The organism is Rahnella sp. PAMC25617 (genome assembly GCF_050606005.1).
In the GTDB taxonomy this organism is placed as follows: Bacteria; Pseudomonadota; Gammaproteobacteria; order Enterobacterales; family Enterobacteriaceae; genus Rahnella; species Rahnella variigena.
The window spans coordinates 131,256-148,182 of sequence record NZ_JBOCUM010000017.1 but is presented as its reverse complement, the minus strand read 5'-3'; the positions used below and the strand labels follow the sequence as shown (position 1 = coordinate 148,182).

Below are 16,927 nucleotides of genomic sequence, written 5' to 3'. Positions count from 1 at the left end.
AGTTCGAGTTGCAGAAAGGCGGCAAGCGGCACGAATCCCGATGAGCTGACACAGGTCAGTGATTCGGGTGAGTAAGAGCGGTCAACGCGTCTGCGGCTCGAAATGTGAAGGGTATAAGAATAAAAAAACCAGTGAGTTTCCTCACTGGCTGGTGACAATACACCATTACTCAGAAAATCGAATTTAGTCAGACCTGAAGTCACAGTCGCCGGCGGTATTGCTCGTCGTCCAGCGTTTCCATATCCCACTGCGTGAGACGGGACAGAATATCCAGACGGTATTGCACCGGAACCCAGGACAGCCAGTCTGCATGATTTTTAGAGGCATTCTTTTTGATGGCTTCAAAATAACGCTGATAGAAACGGGCGTTCAGACTGCGTTTCATGCTGACCTCCGGTGATTCAAACAGGCTTTCGTTGAGAAACAGTATCAGCGTAATATGAGGAAAGATAAATTGATGAAAATTGCCCGTGGAGCTCCTCTTTTATGCCCTCGTCCCGTTTGCAACAACAGTTCATCCGCCTGTGGCAAAGCTGTCACGGTGAAGACACTGAAACGACGCTACAGGCACTGTCGGAAGTTCTGAGTTGCTCACGCAGACACATGCGCTCGTTGCTCGGCACCATGCAGGAACAGGGCTGGCTGACGTGGGATGCAGAAGCCGGACGCGGCAAACGTTCCACGCTGAAATTTTTGTATACCGGCCTCGCACTCCAGCAACAGCGCGCCGAAGAGCTGCTGGAGCAGGATCGTATTGATCAGCTGGTACAACTGGTCGGCGACAAAACCCTGGTGCGCCAGATGCTGCTTTCCCAGCTCGGCCGCAGTTTCCGTCAGGGTAAGCATATCCTGCGTGTGTTGTATTACCGTCCGCTGATTAATCTGCTGCCCGGCACCATGTTACGCCGCTCTGAAACCCATATTGCCCGGCAGATTTTCAGCGGCCTCACACGCATAAATGAGGAAAAAGGGGAAGTCGAAGGCGATTTAGCCCATCACTGGCAGGAAATTTCGCCGTTGCAATGGCGTTTTTATCTGCGCCCTGCCATTCATTTTCATCACGGCCGTGAACTGGAGATGGTGGATATCATTGCTACCTTCACCCGGCTGAAAACGCATCCGCTGTTCAGTAATCTGAAATCAGTCACAACGCCCACGCCAAATGTTATTGATATCCACCTGAATGAACCCGATCGCTGGCTGCCGTGGCTGTTCGGCAATATCCACGCGATGATCCTCCCGCAGGAGTGGCAGTCGCTGCCCGATTTTGCCCGCCATCCGGTCGGTACCGGCCCTTACGCCGTGGTGCGTAATCTGAAAACCCAACTGCGCATCCGCGCCTTTGATGATTATTTTGGCTTCCGGGCGCTGATTGACGAAGTAAATATCTGGGTGTTGCCGGAACTGAGTGAAGAACTGGTGCATTCCGGTGTACAGCTACAGGCCGATGAATCTGGCAAAAGCGAACTGGAAAGTCGCCTGGAAGAAGGCTGCTATTTCCTGTTATTTGACCAGCGTTCGCCGGTCGGACAATCCGCGGAAACCCGTCAGTGGTTGTGCGATTTACTTAATCCCATCGCCTTACTGAATAATGCCGAACCGATTTATCAGCGCTACTGGTCGCCGGCTTACGGCCTGCTGCCACGCTGGCACCATAAAGCGCCACAACCGCGTCCGCCCAGACCGCAAAACCTGACCCAGGTGACACTGACATTTTACGGCGAGCATTCCGAGCATCAGGCGATCTGCAATGCGCTGCAGCCGCTGCTGGCGTCCGAAGGCATTGAGCTGATTATTCAGGTCGTGGATTACGCGGTCTGGCACCGCGGTGACGCCAAAAGTGATCTGTGGCTCGGCAGCGCCAACTTTACCCTGCCACTGGAATTTTCACTGTTTGCGCATTTCTATGAATTACCGCTGGCGAAACACTGCTTCAGTGAAGAAATGGAAGATGACGCCGCGCAGTGGCATGCGGGGAATTTATCGATCGCCAAATGGAGTCAGAAACAAACGGTCAGCCATCAGATCCATCCTCTGTTTCATCACTGGCTGGTGTTGCAGGGGCAGCGCAGTATGCGCGGCGTGCGTATGAACACCCTCGGCTGGTTCGACTTCAAATCCGCGTGGTTTGCGCCGCCGGACAGTTAATCGGACTATCGCATCGCGCCGTTAGTCTCTAGAATGACATCCGTTCTCAACGGGGTGCCAGCACTTGTGAAAGCAAGTTTAAATATGGCTGAGACCTGATACCCGTCGAACCTGATCCGGTTAACCCCGGCGGAGGGATTTGAGACTGCGTGATGCTTACTCAAAATCCTTTGCCCTTTCATTTTTTTTGGAGCGCAAAGTTGAAAAAATTATTGTCCTGCCTGCTGTTACTTTCTGCACCTGTCTTCGCGGCAAAACCTGTCCTGACGGTTTATACCTATGATTCTTTCTCTGCCGACTGGGGTCCGGGCCCGGCGATCAAAAAAGCCTTTGAAGCCCAATGCGGCTGCGAGCTGAAATACGTTGCGCTGGAAGACGGTGTCTCTTTGCTTAACCGTCTGCGGATGGAAGGCAAAGACAGCAAAGCCGACGTGGTTCTCGGGCTGGATAACAACCTGTTGCAGGCAGCTGAACAAACCGGATTATTTGCCAAAGCGCCGAAAACCGCTGCCAGACTGACCGTACCAGGCGGCTGGGACAACACCACGTTCGTGCCTTACGATTACGGCTATTTCGCGTTCGTCTATGACAAAAACAAACTGAAGAACCCGCCAAAAAGCCTCGATGAGCTGATCAACAGCGACCAGAAATGGAAAGTCATTTACGAAGATCCGCGCACCAGTACACCGGGTCTGGGCCTGATGTTGTGGATGCAAAAAGTCTATGGCGACAAAGCACCGCAAGCGTGGGAAAAACTGGCGAAGAAAACCGTTACCGTCACCAAAGGCTGGAGCGAGGCTTACGGTTTATTCCTCAAAGGTGAAAGCGATCTGGTGCTGAGCTACACCACGTCTCCGGCTTACCACATCGTGGAAGAGAAGAAAGATAACTACGCGGCAGCAGATTTCACCGAAGGCCATTATATGCAGGTCGAAGTGGCGGGTCAGCTGGCGAACAGCCAGCAACCGAAACTGGCTGAAGAGTTCATGAAATTCGTTACTACGGAAGATTTCCAGAAAGTGATCCCGGCCGGCAACTGGATGTATCCGGTGATCAACACCCCGCTGCCTGACGCCTTTAAACAGCTGACGATCCCGGCTAAATCCCTGCAATACAGCGCACAGGATGTCGCCACTCACCGTTCACAATGGATCCAGGCATGGCAGAACGCCGTCAGCCGTTGATCCCGCGCTGGTTGTGGCCGGGCGCCATCGCCTCGCTGCTGATGTTGCTGGTGGCTATGCTGGCGTTAGGCTCTCTGTGGCGTCATGCGCCACAGATGAGCGGCGCCTCGCTGTGGCAGGATCCTTATCTCTGGCATGTGATCCGCTTTACCTTCTGGCAGGCGCTGCTTTCGGCGCTCTGTTCTGTGCTGCCCGCCATTCTGCTGGCACGTGCGCTGTTCCGCCGCCGCTTCCCCGGACGTCAGCTGTTACTACGTTTATGCGCGATGACGCTGGTATTACCGGTTTTGGTGGCAGTCTTCGGCATTCTCAGCGTTTACGGACGACAGGGCTGGCTGGCGCAGATTTGCGGCTGGCTGGGCGTGGATTACCGTTTCTCGCCTTATGGTTTACAGGGCATTTTACTGGCTCATGTGTTTTTCAATCTGCCACTGGCAGCCCGACTCTTATTGCAGGCGCTGGAGAATATCGCCGTCGAACAGCGTCAGCTGGCTGCGCAGCTTGGGATGAACGCCTGGCAGCAATTTCGCTTTGTTGAATGGCCTGCCATTCGTCGGCAGATTTTCCCCGCCGCTGCATTGATTTTTATGTTGTGCTTCGCCAGCTTCGCCACGGTGCTGTCGCTGGGCGGCGGTCCGCAGGCGACCACCATTGAACTGGCGATTTTTCAGGCGTTAAGTTACGACTACGATTTAAGCCGCGCGGCCACGCTGGCGCTGATCCAGCTGTTTTGTTGTCTGGCGCTGGTCTTGCTCAGCCAGAAACTCAGTCAGGCGTTGCCGGTCGGACAAACGCATTCTCAGCGCTGGCGTAACCCGGACGATTCCAGGCTGCGGCGCATCGCAGATGCCGTGCTGATCGGCCTGGCGTTAATGCTGATCCTGCCGCCGCTACTCGCCGTGATTACCGACGGTATCAACCGTGCAGCAGTCGGTGTTTTACAACAACCTGCACTGTGGCTGGCATTATGGACATCCGTGCGTATCGCGCTGGGCAGCGGAATAGTGTGTGTTCTGCTGACTATGATGCTGTTGTGGAGCAGTCGCGAACTGCGATTACGGCAGAGAAATGGCTGGGCGCAGGCGATGGATCTCAGCGGGATGCTGATCCTTGCGATGCCGGGCATTGTGCTGGCAACCGGCTTTTTCCTGCTGCTTGGCGATACGACAGGTTTGCCGCAATCGCCGTGGCCGCTGGTGATCATGACCAATGCGCTGATGGCGGTGCCTTATGCGCTAAAAGTGCTGGATAACCCGATGCGCGACGTGGCCGAACGTTACACGCCGCTGTGCCTTTCACTGGATATGCACGGCTGGCAGCGCCTGCGCTGGGTGGAACTGAGCGCGCTGAGGCGCCCGATTGCGCAGGCGCTGGCGTTTGCCTGCGTGCTGTCGCTGGGGGATTTCGGCGTGATCGCCTTATTCGGCAATGAGAACTTCCGCACCCTGCCGTTTTATCTGTATCAGCAGATCGGCGCCTATCGCAGCCAGGACGGCGCGGTGACGGCACTGTTATTGCTGCTGTTATGTTTTCTGTTATTCACCCTGATTGAGAAATTACCGGGCCGCCATGCTGACGCTGAATAAACTGACGTACCTGTACGAACACCTGCCGATGCGCTTCGATTTACAGATCGAGGCCGGTGAGCGCGTGGCCATTCTCGGGCCGAGCGGCGCGGGAAAAAGTACCCTGCTCAGCCTGGTCGCTGGTTTCCTGGCACCGGTCAGCGGGCAGATCCTGCTTAACGGTGCAGATCACAGCGCGACACCACCGGCAAAACGTCCGGTGTCGATGCTGTTTCAGGAAAACAATCTGTTCTCGCATCTGACGGTGCGTCAGAACATGGGGCTGGGGTTACATCCGGGGCTGAAACTCACCGCACAGCAGAAGCGCGAACTGGAAGATATCGCCCGACAGGTCGGGCTGGAAGAGTGCCTGGATCGCTTACCGTCGCAGCTTTCCGGCGGGCAGCGTCAGCGTGTCGCACTGGCGCGCTGCCTGTTACGCAGCCAGCCAATCTTATTGCTCGACGAACCGTTTTCGGCACTCGATCCGGCGCTGCGCAGTGAGATGCTGAGTTTGCTGGATAAAGTGTGCGGGCAACGCCATCTCACATTGCTGATGGTGTCGCATAATCTGGATGACGCGGCGCGGATTGCCCCCCGCACACTGCTGGTTGTCGATGGCCGGATTTTCTACGACGGACCGACGCAGGCACTGGCCGACGGCAGTGCGCCGGAAGCCAGAGTATTGGGGATAGATGTTTCAGGAGCGGACGTTTAGGACATTCGCCTGACATCAGCGGGTGATCACTTTCCACAGCAGATGACCGTAGACCGGCATCATCGGCTGTTTGCTCAGCATCACCAGACTCACTGCGGTTGCGATCAGACTCAGCACACAAACGACGCGCAGACGCGGCAGGGGCAACCATTTGGTCATCGCATCAGGTGAAGCTTTGCCCGACCGGAACCAGCGCCACAGCAACCAGGCACTCAGCCAGATCAGCACCACGGCGGCAAACAGCATCCATTTGAACACTGAACTGTTGTGGCTGGCCGGAATATCAATCGCAACGCCCGCCAGAATCCCCGGCAGGAAATACACCGGCGGCCAGGTGATGCAGCCGATGATATTCGGCGGTGCAAATTTATAAGGCGGCAGGTTCAGCATACCGGCCACCATCGGCACCAGCGGGCGTGTTGGTCCGATGAAACGCCCGATAATGACGGTGGCAAAACTGTGCCGATCCAGCGCATATCCGGTTTTATCCAGTAATGACTGGTAACGCTTAAGGAAGCGCCAGCGGTGTAACGGTTCCTTGAAGCCGCGGCCAATGAAATACGAGGCCCAGTCGCCAAAGAAACAGCCCAGACCCGCCGCCAGCCAGGCTTCGTACAACCCGACCTGACCGCTGCCGATCAGCGTGCCGAGCGTCGCCATCATCACGGTGCCGGGCAAAATCAGCCCGACCAGCGCCAGCGACTCGAAGAAAGCCACCACAGCGACAATAATTAATGCGAAGCCCACCGACTGAGCGACCAGATGTTGTAGATAGGCTTCCATAAATTCCCAGAATTCAGTTACGTCTGCGCCAATTGCGCAGATAAATGAGACAAGTGTGAGTTTTCTGCATTCTCATTGTAGTAAATACATCAAGCGGCTGAATTGTCAGCGCATGAACTATCACAGTCAACCGCGTAATTGTATGCGTATTTGGCAGAAACCTGAGCCATAGACAAAGACTGTATAAATAACCATACTCTGTCTTTGCAGTTCATCTTTTATTTCATCTGTTCCGAGGCGCTTATTAACGCAAATTCCGTCCCCTCATCTGCCCGTTACCCTGACACGGCGCCGCGTCAGGGATTTGTGCTGACCCGCCACTGGCGCGACACGCCGCAGGGTACGGAGGTGGATTTATGGCTGGCGACAGACGACGGCCCGCAAAAAGTGCGCCTGCCCTTGCAGGAATCGGTGGCGTTTATTCCCGCTGAACAGCGTGCGGCGGCGGAGCGTATTCTCATTGATGAAAAAAATATCAGTCTGCGTCCGTTGCCGTTGCAGGATTTCCATTCCCGCGCCGTTCTTGGGCTTTATTGCCCGCAACACCGGCAGTTAATGCGGATTGAAAAACTGCTGAAAGAAAATGGCGTCAATGTTTTCGAAGCGGATATCCGCCCGCCGGAACGCTTCCTGATGGAACGCTATATCACCGCTCCGGTCTGGTTCAGCGGCAAACCCGGGCCGGACAAGCTGTTGCTGGACACCAAAATGAAACCGGCGGAGGACTACCGGCCGCCGCTGAAACTGTGTTCGCTGGATATCGAAACCAGCGGCAACGGCGAGTTGTATTGCATCGGGCTGGAAGGCTGCGGGCAGCGCCACGTTTATATGCTCGGTCCGCCCAACGGCGATCCGGATGCTCAGTTCGATTTCAACATGGTTTACGTCGACAGCCGCCCGCAGTTGCTGGAAAAACTCAATGAGTGGCTGGAGACTTACGATCCCGACGCGATAATCGGCTGGAGCGTTGTGCAGTTCGACCTGCGGGTTTTACAGAAACATGCAGACCGCTACAAAATCCCGCTGAAATTCGGGCGCGGTGGCGGTGATCTTGAATGGCGTGAACATGGCTTCAAACAGGGGCACTTTTTTGCTGCTGCCGCTGGCCGCCTGATTATCGACGGCATTGAAGCACTGAAATCCGCATTCTGGAACTTCAACTCGTTCAGTCTGGAATTCGTCTCGCAAAGTTTATTGGGCGAAGGTAAAGCCAGTGACAATCCCTATCAGCGGCTGGCCGAAATCGAACAGCGTTTTCGCGAAGATAAACCGGCGCTGGCACGCTATAACCTGAAAGACTGCGAACTGGTGACGCGTATTTTCGCCAAAACAGAGCTGATGCCGTTTTTGCTGGAACGTGCTTCGGTGACTGGTCTGACGGTAGATCGCAGCGGCGGTTCGGTGGCGGCGTTCACCCATCTTTATTTACCGCGAATGCACCGCGCCGGTTATGTCGCGCCAAATCTGGGCGAATTAGAGGGCGAAATGAGCCCTGGTGGCTTTGTAATGGATTCGCGCCCCGGTTTGTACGATTCCGTATTAGTGCTCGATTATAAAAGCCTGTATCCGTCGATTATCCGCACCTTTCTGATCGACCCGGTCGGGCTGGTTGCCGGACTGCAACAGCCTGACGACGAACACTCGGTGCCGGGTTACCGCAACGCCCGCTTCTCGCGGGAAAAACATTGTTTGCCGGAGATCGTCCGCCAGATCTGGATGGGCCGCGAGGAAGCTAAAAAGCAGAAAAACAAACCACTCTCACAGGCACTGAAAATCATCATGAACGCCTTTTACGGCGTGCTCGGCTCCAGCGGCTGCCGGTTCTTTGATCCACGCCTCGCATCTTCTATTACGCTGCGCGGGCACGACATTATGCGCCAGACCCGTGAACTGATTGAGGCCGAAGGCTATCAGGTGATTTACGGGGACACCGATTCCACCTTTGTCTGGCTCAATAAAGCCCATTCGCAGGAAGACGCTAACGTCATAGGTCGTCATCTGGTGGAACAGGTCAATGTCTGGTGGAAAGCGCACCTGCAACAGGAATACGGGCTGGAAAGCGCGCTGGAACTGGAATTCGAAACGCACTATCAGCGCTTCCTGATGCCGACCATCCGCGGTTCGGAAACCGGCAGCAAAAAACGCTATGCCGGCCTGGTGAATGACGCCGACGGCGAGCACATCGTTTATAAAGGGCTGGAAACCGTGCGCACCGACTGGACGAAACTGGCGCAGGAGTTTCAGCAGGAACTGTATCAGCGTATTTTCCACCGGCAGCCTTATCAGGATTACGTCCGCGATTATGTGGCGCGCACGCTCGACGGCGAATTTGATGACAAGCTGGTGTACCGCAAACGTCTTCGCCGCAAGCTGAGTGATTACGAAAAAAACGTCCCGCCGCATGTTCGCGCCGCAAGGCTGGCGGATGATTATAACGTTCAGCACGGGCGCGCAAAACAGTATCAGAACGGCGGCTGGATAAGTTACGTGATGACCACGTCCGGGCCTGAACCTCTGGAGAACCGCCAGTCCCCCATCGATTACGATCATTACATCGAACGTCAGCTGGAGCCGGTTGCCGACGGTATTTTACCTTTCCTCCATGACGACTTTGCTACACTGATTACAGGTCAGATGGGATTATTCTGAGCAAAAAAAGGATTGCTCTTTGATTCGCAGGTGACGAAAGGCTTACCTTCCATTACCATAGCGCCCTTTCCCATTTCTGAAACATCCTCACACAGCGAACTACTCCGCGCCTTATGGCGGGGAAAGAAAACTATTGCCCGAGAAAGTTCACGGGCTGAACACGCATTGCGCAGTCGTCGTATACCGAGCAAACAACACAGAGAGAGATTATGCCGTTTACATTGGGTCAACGCTGGATAAGCGATACGGAAAGCGAATTAGGATTAGGGACCGTAGTAGCGCTGGACGTGCGCATGGTTACTCTGCTTTTCCCCGCCACCGGTGAAAACCGTTTGTATGCCCGAAATGATTCCCCGATCACCCGCGTGATGTTCAATCCCGGTGACACCATCAGCAGTCATGAAGGCTGGCAGTTACAGGTCGAAGAAGTCCTGGAAGATAAAGGCCTGCTGACTTACATCGGCACCCGTCTGGACACCGAAGAAACCGGCGTCGCGATGCGTGAAGTGCTGCTCGACAGCAAGCTGACGTTCAGTAAGCCGCAGGACCGTCTGTTTGCCGGTCAGATTGACCGTATGGATCGCTTCGCCCTGCGTTTCCGCGCCCGTAAATATCAGCGCGAGCAGTTCCGTCTGGAATTCGGCGGCCTGCGCGGTATGCGCGCCAGCCTGATCCCGCATCAGCTGCACATTGCTTACGAAGTCGGTCAGCGTCACGCGCCACGCGTTTTACTGGCCGATGAAGTGGGTCTGGGTAAAACCATTGAAGCCGGTATGATTATTCATCAGCAACTGCTGTCTGGCCGAGCTGAGCGCGTATTGATCGTGGTGCCGGAAACCCTGCAACACCAGTGGCTGGTAGAAATGCTGCGCCGCTTCAACCTGCGTTTCTCTCTGTTTGATGACGACCGCTACGCTGAATCCGTACATGAGGCGACTAATCCGTTTGAAACTGAACAGCTGGTGATCTGTTCTCTTGATTTCGTGCGCCGCAATAAATCCCGCCTTGAGCAGCTTTCTGATGCAGCGTGGGACATGCTGGTGGTCGATGAAGCGCACCATCTGGTGTGGAGCGAAGACGCGCCAAGCCGCGAATATCAGGTTATCGAGCAACTTTCCCAGCAAATCCCGAGCGTTCTGCTGCTGACGGCGACGCCGGAACAACTGGGTCAGGAAAGTCACTTTGCGCGTCTGCGCCTGCTGGATCCGGATCGTTTCCACGATTACGAAGAATTCATTGAAGAACAACAGCAGTATCAGCCGGTGGCCGATGCCGTCACGCTGTTACTCAACAAAGAACCTCTGACGCCGGAAGCGCTGACATTGCTGGGCGAAAGTGTCGGCAACGCCGATACCGATGCCCTGCTGACCGCCGCCAACAAAGGCGATGAAACGGCAGCGAAACAGCTGGTTTCCATGCTGATGGATCGTCACGGCACCAGCCGCGTGCTGTTCCGTAACACCCGTAACGGCGTGAAAGGTTTCCCTGAGCGTCATCTGCACGCGGTGAAACTGCCGCTGCCGACGCAGTATCAGACCGCGATTAAAGTCTCAGGCATTATGGGCGCGAAGAAAACCGCCGAAGCCCGTGCGCACGACATGCTGTACCCGGAGCAGATTTATCAGGAGTTCGAAGGCGAGAACGCCACCTGGTGGAACTTTGATCCGCGCGTCGAATGGCTGCTCGGTTATCTGACCGCTAACCGTGACGAGAAAGTGCTGGTGATCTGCGCCAAAGCCGCCACCGCATTGCAGCTGGAGCAGGTTCTGCGTGAACGTGAAGCAATCCGTGCCGCGGTGTTCCACGAAGGGTTGTCGATCATTGAACGTGACCGCGCTGCCGCTTACTTTGCTTCTCAGGAAGAAGGCGCACAGGTGCTGCTGTGTTCCGAAATCGGCTCCGAAGGCCGTAACTTCCAGTTCGCCAGCAAAATGGTGATGTTCGATCTGCCGTTTAACCCGGATCTGCTGGAGCAGCGTATCGGGCGTCTGGATCGTATCGGCCAGCAAAATAATATCGACATCATGGTGCCTTATCTCGAACAGACCGCGCAGTCGGTGCTGGTTCGCTGGTTCCATGAAGGTCTGGATGCGTTCGAACATACCTGTCCGACCGGCCGTACCATTTATGACAGCGCATATGAGCAACTGATTGCCTTCCTGGCCACGCCTGCCGAGCAGGCTGGTCTGGACGAGTTTATTCTCACATGTCGCGCCGAACATGATGCGCTGAAAGAGAAGCTGGAAAATGGCCGCGACCGTCTGCTGGAGATGCATTCCAACGGCGGCGAACGTGCGCAGCAACTGGCGAAGGAAATCGGCGAGCAGGATAACGACGTTAACCTGGTCAACTTTGCGCTGAATCTGTTCGATATCGTCGGCATCAATCAGGAAGATCGCAGCGACAATCTGATCGTACTGACGCCTTCCGATCACATGCTGGTGCCGGACTTCCCGGGGCTGCCGGAAGACGGTTGTACCGTCACCTTCGATCGTGAACAGGCGCTGTCCCGTGAAGATGCGCAGTTCATCAGCTGGGAACATCCGATCGTGCGTAACGGGCTGGATCTGATCCTGTCCGGCGATACCGGCAGCTGTGCGGTATCGATCCTGAAAAACAAAGCGCTGCCGGTGGGTACCCTGCTGGCTGAGCTGGTTTACGTGGTGGAATGTCAGGCGCCGAAACATCTGCAACTGACCCGTTTCCTGCCTCCGACGCCGGTGCGTATGCTGATGGATCGTAAAGGCACCAATCTGGCGGCGCAGGTCGAATTTGAGAGCTTTAACCGCCAGCTGAACGCCATCAACCGTCATAACTCCAGCAAGCTGGTGAATGCGGTGCAGCAGGACGTTCACGCGATGCTGCAACAGGCAGAAGCGGAAATCGCTGAGCAGGCACGCGCGCTGATTGAAGCGGCCAAAGTAGAAGCCGACGAGCAGCTGACCCAAGAGCTGGATCGCCTGAAAGCACTGAAGGAAGTGAATCCGAACATTCGCGATGACGAACTGGAATCAGTAGACTCTAACCGTAAGCAGGTGCTGGCTAATCTGAACGATGCCAGCTGGCGTCTGGATGCGATCCGCCTGGTGGTGGTCAGCCACCAGTAAGCCCGACGGGATGCAGCCGGTCTGCATCCCTTCTTTATTTCACCCCGAATGCAGACTGAAACCGCTATGAGCGAACATCAACCCATAATCCCTGAACCGTCAAAAACCCGGCCGCTGGAGAATTACAATCCGCCGACCGATCCCTGGTTACAGGTGATTTTTCAGGATGAGCACATCATGGTGGTCAATAAACCCAGCGGGCTGCTTTCAGTACCCGGCAAACTGGCGGAGCATCAGGACAGCCTGATGACGCGTATTCAGCAGCAATTTCCCGAGGCTGAATCCGTCCATCGTCTGGATATGTCGACCAGCGGCGTGATCGTCGTGGCGCTGACCAAAGAGGCTGAGCGTGAGCTGAAACGTCAGTTCCGCGAGCGCGAAACCAAGAAAGTGTATATCGCACGGGTCTGGGGACGGGTTGAAGAAGATTACGGCATTATCGATTTACCGCTAATTTGCGATTATCCCAACCGGCCAAAACAGAAGGTCTGCCATGAAACCGGCAAAAAGGCGCTGACGCAATACGAAGTGATGTCATGGGATGATGACGGCACCACGCGGGTGAAACTGCGGCCAATCACCGGACGTTCGCATCAGTTGCGCGTACACCTTCTGGCGCTTGGTCATCCGATTCTGGGCGATAAATTCTATGCGCATCCGCAGGCACTGGCGGCAGCAGATCGTTTGCAACTGCACGCCCAGGAATTATCGTTCTACCATCCGATAACGGATGCGCCACTGGTGTTTAATTGCGAACCGGATTTTTAATTATTCATATAATGCATATTTCTTAAGTCATTTTTAAGCAATATGCATTATATTCCCATCACCTTGATTTATTAGATTTTAACTACCCGTAAAATAGTACCTCCCCTTAGCCTGTTATTCCCTTAGCTGTCATTACTCTTCCTGCAACTGTTAACATCCCCTCCTTTTTAATAATTTCATCCTCAGGGAAGATAATAATGAAATGGAAGCCTAAGCTGCTCAGTAGCTTAATTGCATTGGCGCTGTTTGACGCCGATGCCGGGATAATGCGTGAAGATGTTTCTGTGCAGGACTATCGCGACTTTGCCGAGAATCTGGGAAAATACGAGGCTGGCGAAGAGAATATCGAAGTCTTTAAAATGGATGGCACATCAGCCGGTGTGCTGAACTTTCCTATGCCTGATTTTGGCGCTGTCAGCAGTCTGGGTATCGCGACATTAATTTCTCCCTCTTATATTGTCAGCGTGGCCCATAACGGTGGGTATACTTCCGTTGACTTTGGGAATCACGCAAAATACAGAACCACCTATAAATTAATCAGCCGAAATATTCATCCAGCTTATGAAACATGGGGGAAAGATTTTCATGTTCCCCGCCTGAATAAAGTCGTGACCGATGCCGCACCCGTGCCAATGGTGGATACGCAGCAAGTACGTAATAACCCTGAGCGTTATGTTTACTATGCACGGGTTGGCTCAGGAACACAGTATCAGGTCGATCCGGTCACCAAGAAACCCGTTTATCTCACCGGTGCTTACAACTGGAAAAGTGGCGGCACGATGGTTAATCCCACTTTTGAACCTTCACGTTTACGCTGGGTTAACTACGGGCCACCAGACTCACGCGCTCAGCCATTCAGCTCTGCCATACAAGCGGGCGACAGCGGCAGTCCACTTTACGTTTATGATAACCTTGAAAAAGAGTGGAAAATCTATGGTGTTTCACCCTGGGGAGGTACCGGAAAAACGGGTTACGATTATTTAAGTTACACCCTGGATATGCAGTTGAATTTCCTCAATGGCGTTATTGCTGAAAATACCGATCCGGATGTGACTGATATCGCCGCCGATGGCGACATTCACTGGACTGCGGCCAATATTACCCAGGGCGAAAACAGCTGGCAGTGGCACGGTGTTAACACGGCACTGCCTTCGCAGGCCACGAATGATGAACTCAATGCCTCGAAAGACCTGCGCTTTGCCGGTGATGGCGGCCTGATCGTACTCGACAGCGCCGTCAATCACGGTGCTGCAAAGCTGCAGTTCTCTAACGATTACCGGGTCGTGTCGGCGGAAGGTGCAGACAGTACCTGGGTAGGCGGTGGTATTGAAGTGGATGCGGATAAAACCGTTGACTGGGAAGTGAACGGTTTAGATGGAGATACACTGCATAAAATCGGTGAAGGCACACTGTACGTCAATGCTGTGGGCAATAATGGCGGCGCGCTGAATGTTGGCGACGGTCTGGTGGTTCTGGCACAGCAAGCCAATGAGGCGGGTGAGCAAAAAGCCTTCTCCAAAGTCACCATTGTCAGCGGCCGTCCGACGGTGCAGATCGGCGGTGAAAATCAGATTGAAAGCAGCGATATTTATTTTGGTTACCGTGGCGGCAACCTGGATCTGAATGGCTATGACATGGCTTTCAGCACCATCAATCACAGTGATTCCGGTGCCGCGATTATTAACAGCAATGCAGACCAGATCAGCACCCTGACGCTGAACAACAGCAGTAACCAGACCTTCGTAGGCCATCTCGGCAGTCAGGAAACGGCATCAAATTTAAACGTCGATTATGCTCCTGATTCTTCTGCGGGCATCTGGGACCTGGCGGGCGGTGCCGATCTGAATCAGCTTTCCGTGCAAAACGGCATTCTAAGACTTGTCGGACGCCCGACACCGCATGCCGGCGGCACTGTTTTCAGTGATGACTGGATTGATGAAACCTATAATGTTAACCAGGTTGATGTCGCCAGCCATGCCACCCTGCGGGTGAATGAACATGCCACGCTGAATGCCAACGTTAAGCTCAACGAGCAGGCAAACATGATGCTGAACAGCAAGTCGCATCTGAGCGGTCAGGTTGAATTAGCCTCCGGCAGTGTGATTTCCGTTGATCAGACAGACAGTAAAACCACCAGCACTGACGGCAATAATGATGTGATCATAGATGCCGCCATTTCCGGTAACGGGACGCTGAAAAAAATGGCGCCCGGTGCGTTATATATCAACAGCGATAATACCTTCACCGGCTCAACCCATATTTACAGCGGCGCATTGATCCTCAACGGTTCCCTTACCTCGACCGTGACGATGGAACAAAACACCGTGCTGGCGGGAAACAGCACCGTCACAGATCTTATTCTGAAAGATGATGTTCAGCTTCTTCCTCAATGGCCAGCAGAGAGCGAAAGCGATGCCTTTATGCCGGCAACACAAACCGTTAACGGCACACTCGCTGCAGGTAACAATAATCTGCTCAGCTTGCGCACACATTTCGACCCGAGTTTTGCGCAAACCGACAAGTTACTGATCAATGGCGACGTGGTTTCTTCAGCACCTGTTACCGTTCAGGTCACGCCTTCGGGTGCTGGCTTCTTCACCGACACGGATAATGACGGTGCAGCGGATAATCAGGAAGGGATCTCTCTGATTCAGGTAGCGGGTAACGCCACAAAAAACAGCTTCAAACTGGCGGGGGAATACGTCGCGCGTGGCGCTTATGCCTACAACCTTTACGCTTTCGCGCCGGGACGCAGCTCCGAGGAGCAGCGTGATGTTGAAGGAAGCGGCGATCAGTTCTGGGACTATCGTCTGCAAAACAATATGCTGACTGAAGGCGATAACACGGTGCCTGTCGATAACACGCCGGTTCCGGATCCCACGCCGGATGACGGCGGCGACGATACGCCGGTTCCCGATCCGACACCGGATGACGGCGGCGATGAGACACCGATTCCCGATCCAACTCCGGATGACGGCGACATACCTGTTCCTCCTGCTCCGACACCCGATGAGGATGACAACGGGAAAAATACACGCCCGGCTGTCACACCGCAGGTGCCTTCCTATATTTCATTACCTTCCGCCCTGCTGAGCTATAACAGCCGGGTGAATGAGACATTCCGTAACCAGACACTGGCGCAGGATGATAAAAAACTGCACATGTTCTTCCAGTACCTCAATGGGGAAGATAAATATCATTCTTCGTTGGGCTTTATGAATTATGGCTATGACTACACCCAGAAAGAAGAAGGCTGGTTGTTTGGCGGTAAAGTTCTGCAACTGGGTAATGATACTCACGCACTGGGACTGAGCCTTGGCCTTTCCAGCGCTAATCTGGATGTCACGCCGGATGCCGCTGATGGCAACAGCAAAACGCAATACACCACCTGGGGACTCTCTTCACTGCTGTCGTATCAGTATGTCAGCGGATTAACGGTGGATGTGGCTTCGGATGTCGCCATCTATGATGGCAATGTGTCGACTGACCTGCGCGGCAGTGACGTGGCGGATATCAGTGCGAAATCCTTCGGCGGCTCTGTCGATGTGGGATATAAAATCCAGGCGGGCAATCATGTGCTGACGCCATTAGTTGGATTTGGCATTCAGCGACTGCAAGTCGATGATTTTACGGATGTTGATAACACTAAGGTGCATTATGACGATATCACCCGTCCGACTGCCCGTTTAGGGATGCGTTACCGCTACGACTGGGATACCGCGAATGCAGGTAAATGGGCGGTGACCGCCAATACCCTGTTCATTAAAGATCTCAGTGACGATGCGTCAATGGACATCGGGGACACCTACAGCGACGTCAGCAACAGCTTCCGCAGTGGGGCAACAGGTAGCTCTGGTATGATCGATCTGGGGATTATCAGTAACCCGACACCGAATGTGTCACTGAACACCGGTGTGCAGTATCAGCACAGAATTGAAGATGAAGGGGTTGATTACTGGCAGGCGATTGCAGGCGTGAAGGTGAGTTTCTGATCCCTGACCGCAT

At 54.2% G+C, this 16,927-nt stretch carries 10 protein-coding genes and 1 riboswitch; of the genes, 8 read left to right on the top strand and 2 right to left on the bottom strand.

Going from position 1 to position 16,927, the window contains the following annotated elements; genetic code table 11:
- Positions 1-199: 199 nt before the first annotated feature.
- Positions 200-385 carry a glucose uptake inhibitor SgrT gene (sgrT, locus tag ACM615_RS19815; RefSeq protein WP_112286968.1) on the bottom strand — a complete coding sequence of 62 codons (186 nt, stop codon included), beginning with the start codon at positions 383-385 and terminating at the stop codon, positions 200-202.
- 101 nt (positions 386-486) lie between these two features.
- Here sgrT and sgrR point away from each other — a divergent pair, with 101 nt between their 5' ends.
- From sgrR to thiQ, 4 genes are all read left to right on the top strand, one after another.
- On the top strand, positions 487-2,148 hold the full coding sequence (gene sgrR, locus ACM615_RS19810; RefSeq protein ID WP_129639713.1) for an HTH-type transcriptional regulator SgrR: 1,662 nt from the start codon (positions 487-489) through the stop codon (positions 2,146-2,148).
- 40 nt (positions 2,149-2,188) lie between these two features.
- Positions 2,189-2,304: riboswitch (TPP riboswitch) on the top strand.
- Positions 2,301-3,332, top strand: coding sequence for a thiamine ABC transporter substrate binding subunit (thiB, locus tag ACM615_RS19805; RefSeq protein ID WP_165929050.1), 1,032 nt, complete (start codon positions 2,301-2,303; stop codon positions 3,330-3,332). (Overlaps the previous riboswitch by 4 nt.)
- Positions 3,308-4,918 (top strand): thiamine/thiamine pyrophosphate ABC transporter permease ThiP, encoded by a 1,611-nt coding sequence (gene thiP, locus ACM615_RS19800; protein WP_129639712.1) that lies wholly within the window; start codon positions 3,308-3,310, stop codon positions 4,916-4,918. Before thiB ends, thiP begins: the two co-directional genes overlap by 25 nt.
- Positions 4,902-5,615: a thiamine ABC transporter ATP-binding protein ThiQ gene (gene thiQ / locus ACM615_RS19795; RefSeq protein ID WP_112286971.1), complete on the top strand. Its 714-nt coding sequence runs from the start codon at positions 4,902-4,904 to the stop codon at positions 5,613-5,615. The genes thiP and thiQ overlap by 17 nt, the downstream gene beginning before the upstream one ends.
- A gap of 15 nt (positions 5,616-5,630) precedes the next feature.
- On the opposite strand, the gene ACM615_RS19790 is transcribed toward thiQ, so the two are convergent.
- The gene (locus tag ACM615_RS19790; protein ID WP_112286972.1) at positions 5,631-6,398 is read right to left on the bottom strand and encodes a DedA family protein; all 768 of its coding nucleotides are present in this window, start codon (positions 6,396-6,398) and stop codon (positions 5,631-5,633) included.
- A gap of 243 nt (positions 6,399-6,641) precedes the next feature.
- Between ACM615_RS19790 and ACM615_RS19785 the strand changes: the two genes are divergently transcribed.
- From ACM615_RS19785 to ACM615_RS19770, 4 genes are all read left to right on the top strand, one after another.
- Entirely contained in the window at positions 6,642-9,047 is a 2,406-nt protein-coding gene (locus ACM615_RS19785; protein ID WP_431012470.1) for a DNA polymerase II, read from the top strand.
- Between the two features lie 209 nt (positions 9,048-9,256).
- Positions 9,257-12,154, top strand: coding sequence for an RNA polymerase-associated protein RapA (rapA, locus tag ACM615_RS19780; protein ID WP_129639711.1), 2,898 nt, complete (start codon positions 9,257-9,259; stop codon positions 12,152-12,154).
- Positions 12,155-12,220: 66 nt separating this feature from the next.
- Positions 12,221-12,922 carry a bifunctional tRNA pseudouridine(32) synthase/23S rRNA pseudouridine(746) synthase RluA gene (gene rluA / locus ACM615_RS19775; RefSeq protein ID WP_113876330.1) on the top strand — a complete coding sequence of 234 codons (702 nt, stop codon included), beginning with the start codon at positions 12,221-12,223 and terminating at the stop codon, positions 12,920-12,922.
- Between the two features lie 197 nt (positions 12,923-13,119).
- Complete coding sequence (locus tag ACM615_RS19770; RefSeq protein ID WP_431012378.1) at positions 13,120-16,914, top strand: S6 family peptidase; 3,795 nt, start codon at positions 13,120-13,122, stop codon at positions 16,912-16,914.
- Positions 16,915-16,927: the final 13 nt, after the last annotated feature.

What these genes read in the sequence shown, in the direction of transcription:
- ACM615_RS19770 (WP_431012378.1), top strand. Translation starts at nt 13,120, where the DNA reads ATGAAATGGAAGCCTAAGCTGCTCAGTAGCTTAATTGCATTGGCGCTG.
- rluA (WP_113876330.1), top strand. Translation starts at nt 12,221, where the DNA reads ATGAGCGAACATCAACCCATAATCCCTGAACCGTCAAAAACCCGGCCG.
- thiQ (WP_112286971.1), top strand. Translation starts at nt 4,902, where the DNA reads ATGCTGACGCTGAATAAACTGACGTACCTGTACGAACACCTGCCGATG.
- ACM615_RS19790 (WP_112286972.1), bottom strand. Translation starts at nt 6,398, where the DNA reads ATGGAAGCCTATCTACAACATCTGGTCGCTCAGTCGGTGGGCTTCGCA.
- rapA (WP_129639711.1), top strand. Translation starts at nt 9,257, where the DNA reads ATGCCGTTTACATTGGGTCAACGCTGGATAAGCGATACGGAAAGCGAA.
- sgrR (WP_129639713.1), top strand. Translation starts at nt 487, where the DNA reads ATGCCCTCGTCCCGTTTGCAACAACAGTTCATCCGCCTGTGGCAAAGC.
- thiP (WP_129639712.1), top strand. Translation starts at nt 3,308, where the DNA reads ATGGCAGAACGCCGTCAGCCGTTGATCCCGCGCTGGTTGTGGCCGGGC.
- thiB (WP_165929050.1), top strand. Translation starts at nt 2,301, where the DNA reads ATGCTTACTCAAAATCCTTTGCCCTTTCATTTTTTTTGGAGCGCAAAG.
- sgrT (WP_112286968.1), bottom strand. Translation starts at nt 385, where the DNA reads ATGAAACGCAGTCTGAACGCCCGTTTCTATCAGCGTTATTTTGAAGCC.